General features: G+C 58.8%; 8 protein-coding genes. All 8 read right to left on the bottom strand.

The genetic code is table 11. The features are described from left to right. Positions 1–34: 34 nt before the first annotated feature. Positions 35–1,402, bottom strand: a complete 1,368-nt coding sequence (locus ACOYW1_RS32155; RefSeq protein WP_482421172.1) for a phage tail tape measure protein — start codon at positions 1,400–1,402, stop codon at positions 35–37. A gap of 466 nt (positions 1,403–1,868) precedes the next feature. After that, the gene (locus ACOYW1_RS32150; protein WP_482418968.1) at positions 1,869–2,174 is read right to left on the bottom strand and encodes a phage tail assembly protein; all 306 of its coding nucleotides are present in this window, start codon (positions 2,172–2,174) and stop codon (positions 1,869–1,871) included. Positions 2,175–2,225: 51 nt separating this feature from the next. Beyond that, positions 2,226–2,744, bottom strand: coding sequence for a phage major tail tube protein (locus ACOYW1_RS32145; RefSeq protein WP_482418969.1), 519 nt, complete (start codon positions 2,742–2,744; stop codon positions 2,226–2,228). 66 nt (positions 2,745–2,810) lie between these two features. Further along, entirely contained in the window at positions 2,811–4,148 is a 1,338-nt protein-coding gene (locus ACOYW1_RS32140; RefSeq protein WP_482421171.1) for a phage tail sheath family protein, read from the bottom strand. An 83-nt stretch (positions 4,149–4,231) separates the two neighbouring features. Continuing rightward, complete coding sequence (locus tag ACOYW1_RS32135; protein ID WP_482421170.1) at positions 4,232–4,804, bottom strand: hypothetical protein; 573 nt, start codon at positions 4,802–4,804, stop codon at positions 4,232–4,234. Between the two features lie 410 nt (positions 4,805–5,214). Further along, the gene (locus ACOYW1_RS32130; protein WP_482421169.1) at positions 5,215–5,550 is read right to left on the bottom strand and encodes a hypothetical protein; all 336 of its coding nucleotides are present in this window, start codon (positions 5,548–5,550) and stop codon (positions 5,215–5,217) included. Continuing rightward, entirely contained in the window at positions 5,547–5,846 is a 300-nt protein-coding gene (locus tag ACOYW1_RS32125; protein WP_482418975.1) for a hypothetical protein, read from the bottom strand. Before ACOYW1_RS32125 ends, ACOYW1_RS32130 begins: the two co-directional genes overlap by 4 nt. Positions 5,847–5,922: 76 nt before the next feature. Then, entirely contained in the window at positions 5,923–6,372 is a 450-nt protein-coding gene (locus tag ACOYW1_RS32120; protein WP_482421168.1) for a hypothetical protein, read from the bottom strand. Positions 6,373–6,410 lie beyond the last annotated feature (38 nt).

The following is a 6,410-nucleotide window of genomic DNA, read 5'->3' as shown; positions in this document are numbered from 1 at the left end:
TTATGTGCCTGTTGCTTCGTTCAGTTACGTATTGCTAGGTGCCGATGGCCGCTGCCTTTTGAACTCCGGCCAGGGCTATGGTTTTCATTTTTGATAGTGTGAGATGTTTGTTGATGAGCTGATAGGCCGTCTTTGCCCTTAACAGACCTCCAGACACAAAAGTCCAGGCATACCCTGCGGCAACTGTTGCAGCAGTCAAGGCAATGGTACCGCCTGTCAGCATCCCCGCTACTTTCGTGACTGTTGGGTACTTTTCTGATGCGGCAGTAAGCTTGCGTGCAATAAAGGCAAGGGATTGAGCCGTACCTGAGATGGCAGGTGTCAGGGTGTTTCCAAAAGTTATGGCGAGGCTTTCTGATGCAGAACCAAAATTTTTAAGGGCTCCGACGGTTGTGTTGTCCATGATATTAGCAATGGACTGGGCGGTAACTTCTCCGTCTTTCACTTTTTTTGTGTATTCGGTGATGCCCTTTTTCCCTGCCTGAGAGAGCAGTTCCGTTAAACCAGACGCCGGTTCCTTGCCAAATATGGTACTGATTACATCCAACTTCTCGGCATTACCCATACCGTTTAGTGATTCGGATAGATCTGCTAAAATTTGTGCAGGCTTCCGAAGATTACCTTCCATGTTTGTGGCCTGGACACCCAACTCCCGGAGTGTACTTAGTGCTGCGGTTGACGGCGCGGAAAGCCCCAAAACCATACTTTTTAAGGTAGTGCCCCCCATGCTTCCTTTGATCCCAACGTTGGCAAGGAGCCCGGCCATGGCGGAGGTCTCTTCAAGGGACATTCCAGCTTTCGCCGCAACAGGCGCTACATACTTCATAGTCTCGCCCAGCATCTCCAGGGAGGTGTTGGAACTGGTGAAGGTCCGGGTGAGGACGTTTGAAACACGGTCCATCTCAGAGGCCTCTAAGCCAAAACCGGACATGATATCTGACGCAATATCTGATGCGACGCCAAGCTCTACGGCACCGGCCTTGGCCATGTTAAGCACGCCCGGCATAGCAGAGATGATTTGCTGACTATCAAAACCAGCCATGCCCAGATATGACATGCCCTGAGCTGCTTCACTGGCTGAGAAGGAGGTCGTTGATCCAAGTTCCCTCGCTTTTGCCGTCAAGGCCTGGAAGTCTTTGCCGGTGGCTCCGGTAAGGGATTTCACCTTAGCCATGCTTTGTTCAAAATTGGCCGCAATCATGACAGGAGCCGCCACCGTTGCTCCCAGGGCCACAGCGTCAAACAGCTGGCCCTGCATGTTGGCGCGTTTGTCCTTCACGGCCTTCTGTTTCATCATGAGCTTCTGAAGCTTGTCCTGCTTGCGTCGGGCAAGGTCGATGGACTGGGCCAGCTTCTGGTTGTGCATCACCAGCTGCCCCGTCTTGATTCCGGTAGAGGCCATCTCCCGCCGAAGCTCGGAAAGGGAGGTCCTCTGCTCCCCCAGTGACGTTTTCAGTTTCTTAGCCTTACGGTTCGCCGCGTCAAACTGGCTCTGAAGCTTCTTGGTGGGCTTTGCGGTGGCGGCCAGCTGAGCGGCAAGGGCCTTGCTCTCGTTCTGGGCCTCAAAGCCTCGCTCGTCTCCTGGATCTCCTTTTTCAGCGATCCAAACCGGTCCACCTTGGCCTTGGATTTTTCAAGCTGGCTGATCTTCTGCCCCAGTGCGCCCACCGTCTGGGACGCACTGAGCATCGATCCCTTAAACGTTGGAGCCACCGAACCGTTCAGCTTAAACGCTATGTCATATACCCGTGATCCCATCGCCTACGCCTTCTCATTCAAATCCGTGATCCATTCAAAAAGCTCGGGAAAGGGCATCTGGTAAAAGAATGCCACCCCCGTCCGGGTTGCCTTGCCCATGTCCAGGCACGCTAAGCGGATCTGCCGGGCACTTGGTCTTCCATACCGTGCAAAAAAAGCTGCACCTCCATGGCAATATTCGTGCTGTCCCTGGCCGACATGGACCGGATGGTCTCAACGGAAAGATCCGCCGCACGGGCCGCAAGGCAGTGGCAGTAGGCATGGCTCAGGGTGAGGCTCGTCATCTGGCCCCCCATGGCAAGGTACTCCCTCTCCGCCTGCGCCATGTCCTCCCCCGTGAGCCCCTCCAGGTCCAGGTTGATTGTCTTGATCTCTTTGCCTTCAAAGGTGATGGCTTTTTTCAGTTTGATTTCCATCGTGGTTTTTCCTTTTTCAAGAATGTCTACGCGTAGACATCGGTTTGATCGTTACAGCCCCAGGGCCTTGTTCACGTCAGACAGGCAGTTCACGCCGTTTACCACGTAAAGGTTGTTGAGCTTGTCGATGAGGATGTTTTCCTTCCCGTCGATCATGAGGTTAAAGCGGGTGAGTTCCAGCTCTACGCTGGAGTCGTTGCCTTCCCCCACGGCAAACTTGCCGAAGCTGGTCTTTTTGGTGGAACCCTGGCCGGAGATCCGCACGGGCATCACCTTCCGCACACCGCTTGCCGTGTCCTGGACCTGCATGGCCCCGCGCAAATCCACCACGTGGGGAACGGGCATGTTGAAGAGGTTCACGTCCTGGCTGATGGTCCGAAAGTTGATGGTCATAGCCATGGCCCCGATGTGCCCGAGGATGGGAACCGAGATCTCACCCAGGATACCGGCCCCTTTGAGGGAGGCGTTCAGGGGCTCGATGTCCGGCACGGTGACGTCCACCACGCCCATCATGTCCTTGGCGCCGCCGTAATAGAGGCGAAAGTTGGTCAATACTTCAGGGGTATTCATGCGCGCACTCCTGTGTGGGTTTAGGGATGTCTACGCGTAGACATCCAAAAACCTGTTAAGCGAAAATTAAGCGAAAAGGGTTGAAAAGTAGGCCGGGTCGTACTCCTGGATGAAGTCGATCTCCCGGGCAGGAGACGGGGGCGTCATGTAGACATGGAACCGGGAGATCCCGTCCATCATGTCCGTCACCGCGTTTTCATCGGCCTGGAACTCCACCCGCGCGCCCAGGAGAAACTGCCGGGACACCAGGCCGTCCAGCCACATCTGGGCAGAATCCCGGATGGTCTCGATGAGCCGCCGCTTTGCCGGGGCATCCACCCTGGACCAGTGGCTCAGGATCAGGGTGTTGCCCACCCAGGTGAACATCCGGCTCACTGAGATCCAGGAATCTTTGGGGTCGGTATTGGCCGGGTAGCAGGCCGTCCGGTTGCCCCAGCACTTCCACCCGCCGATGAAGTTCAGGGCCGTCACGATGCCGTTGCCGTTCAAATAATTCGCCTGCTCCGGCTGAAGCCACACCTCTTCCCCGTTAGCCACCATGGCGTCCATCTGAAAGTTGTGGTTGGAAGGCGAGGCGTAGGGGATGTCCTCGTTGTCCGCGTCCACCTTGGCCATGAGCCCGGCAAGCTGGGTGGACATGTGAAAGGTCTTCGTGCCCAGCTTCACCCTGGGCCAGCAGACCACCTGGGCCGGGTCGGTGAGGTTGTTCTGGTTCTTGTACTCCGGGGCGTCGCTGTACCGGGTCACGGTGGCGTCATCGATATCGATAATCGCCTTGCAGGAGAACAGCCCGTTGATGGTTTTGGCCTTGGCCGTCATCACCGCCGACACCGTGGAGGCCGAAGACCAGCCCGGGGCCACGATGAGCCCGGGCACCAGGCGATACTTGGGGAACACCTCGTTCACCAGCTCCAGGCCGGTGAGGGCCCCGGTTTCAGAATCCACCCCGCCCACGATATCCGCCGCCGTCACCTTGGACGGATCCGCATAGGTGTAGGTTCGATTGACGGTGGCCCCTGCCTTGATTGAGCCGGTAGGGATGCGCTTGATGGTCCCGGCAACCCGGTCCACCTCATAGTCGGTGTTCTCCACGTAGGTGGTGAGGGCTTTCTCCGAAGAGGTCACCACCACCGGCCCCAGGAGGTCCCCGTGGTCCAGCTTGATCTCGTCATCGGCAAAGGTGGCCGCGCCTTCGGCCACATCGGCCTTGTGAACCGCCGGGTCAAAGACGTTGATGAAGACAATGGGGGCCAGGGCGAACAGCGCAAAGTGGGAGTAGATGAACTCGCAAAGCGTGTACTTCTCCCAGGCGTCGGAATAGCCCAGCAGCTCCACGGCCTCTGCGTAGGTATAGGCCATGGTCACCTTGTTCACCGGCCCTGCCCCGCCCTTGGCCAGGTGCACGGGGGCCGTGCCACCACCACCGGCAATGAGGCAGACACCCTCCGGGGCGGCGTGATGGACATGGGCATCTGCCGATGCGTCGTTTAAACACCGTGTCTGTATGTCATGATTACTGGCTCCTTTGGCTTCGGCGTATCCCGGGCCGGAAGGGATTCAGGGTTGTTGAGGTCGGCCATGGCCGAGGCAAGGGCCTCCACCGGAACCATGAAGCGCTTCAGCTCAGTCCGCTCCTTGAAAAAGGCCGCCACCTCTTTGGGCAGGCCGTTTCGAAAGACCTGATACCGACTGATGTGCACCGGCTGCCGAACCTCCGGCCCCACATAGGCCACCTGTTCCGTTTTTTTGCCCTTGCCGCCGTTGATGTTGTTTTCTTGCCGTTGAGGACGTGCCTCCACGTCTTCCGTTAATGTTTGCCGGATCCCCGAGGTCTCCCAGTGGGTGGTGATCTCGCCCTCCGCATGGGGCTGGGGTTGAAAGTACTTTGCGTCCGGATCTCCGCATTCCCAGGTCACCGGAAGTTTCAAGGTGTACAAGCCGTCTTCGGTGCGCCGCTTGGAGAGCACGATCTTCCGGCACCGGGTCAAGGTTCGGGTACGTTCGCCCCAGCCTCTACCCCTTCCGCCAGTAGATCCCCGCGAGAGGATCTCGCCGCCCACCTCCCGAGCCTTCGTCCTCGTCGGTCCCGGAGACGGCCTAAAGGATCACGTAAGGGAAATCAATCTGCCCCTGTTTTTGGCTTGCGCGGCGGCCGGCGTCGGTCGCCGGCACCGGGAACCCGGAACCGAATCTCCTTCAGGCCATCTGCCAGAATGGCCTCCACTCCTTTGAGCAGTCCAAAGGGCATCACTACTTGTGGTCGGGTAGTTCATTTCGTCGTCCGGCTTGGAGAACCGGGCCGCCGCACTTGCCTGGAGTTTCTCCCGAACGCCCAGTTGTAAGCGTCGACCTCGCGGGCGGTCCAGTTCCCCCAATAGGAAGCCGGTGCGCGGCAGACCGTTTATAAAGGCTCACGTGGCCGGGGCTTAGATTTGCACAAACCCACCGCGCACCACCTTGCGGGTGGCCTTCACTTGAACGGTGACACCTGCCTTGGGCCGCCTCTTTGTGGGGCGCATCCGGTTGCGCGCCGAACCGGTAAAGGGGTATCCGCCGCACCAGGAGAAGGTGGCCGTGGCCTTCGGCGCGCGCCCGATGCATTGGACTTCCTGAAGGTCTTCTTCACGTCGGCGGGCTTGATGTTGTAGGCCTTCCCAGCCTCCCGGGCCGCGTCCATCTTCACCCCGGTGATGGCCCGGTTCAGGCTCTTGCGCATGGCGCCCTGGGCCTGGCCCCCGAAGGAGGTCAAAAACATCTCCGCCCGTTCCGCGTCCTTGTCACTTATGGAAACCTGAAGAACACTCATGACTCATTCCTGTAAAAGGTCACTTCCAACAGCCCGAACTCATCCTCCACGGACTTCACCCGAAGGGCCTTCCCGTCCAGCTCCACGATTTCCTCCGGCACCGGCACGGCCACGTCACCGGAAGTCAGGGTGACGGACCGGGTGCGGATGTTCACCCCGTGGTGATCCGTGCTCGCAACCTCCCCGTCCGCCACATCCGCGTAAACCGGCTTGCCGTTCCAGAGCACGGTTGTGCCGAACTCTCCCGGGTTCACAAAGGCCGCGTTGTCCCGCGCCACCAGCTCCTGGAAATTCATGGCTTCACCTGTGACCCTTTGGCCCGGGTGCCGAACCACCAGGAGATGGCCGCCGATGCCAGAAAGAGGGTCATCTTCACCACCTCCTGGTAGATGGACAGGGCCGTCCCCGCATCCAGGGCCGCAGCCCCGATTCCATCCAGCACGCCTCGACCTTGCCGCGCCGGTGATGTGCACCTGCCAGATCAGGTAGATGGTGAGGCCGGACCGGGTAAGCCCCCGGATAAAGTCCACCAGCACCAGGAGGAAGGATCCCACGGCCCCGGGTTTCACGCCTTTGGAGTAGCTGGCCGCGTCGTGGCCGAAGCCTCTTCATCAAAACGTCCGCCGACAGGGTAAGGGCCGTGTCCGCTTCCCGCGTGGCCGATCGGTCCCGGAACTCATACTCCTTGTCCATGGCCTCCAGATCGATGCGCCGGAGGGTCACCTCCTGCTTGTCCACCTGCCGCTGCTTGAACAGGCCGAAAAGGTTGGTCACCACAGAGCCGATAAGGCCAAAGGCCGAGCCCGTTAAAAGTTCAATCATCTGTAAAGTTCCTTGATCGTCAGTGTAAAAGGCTCTCG

It is taken from the genome of Desulfoluna sp. CYM3A, assembly GCF_056829965.1.
This window is presented reverse-complemented; position numbering and strand designations above follow the sequence as displayed.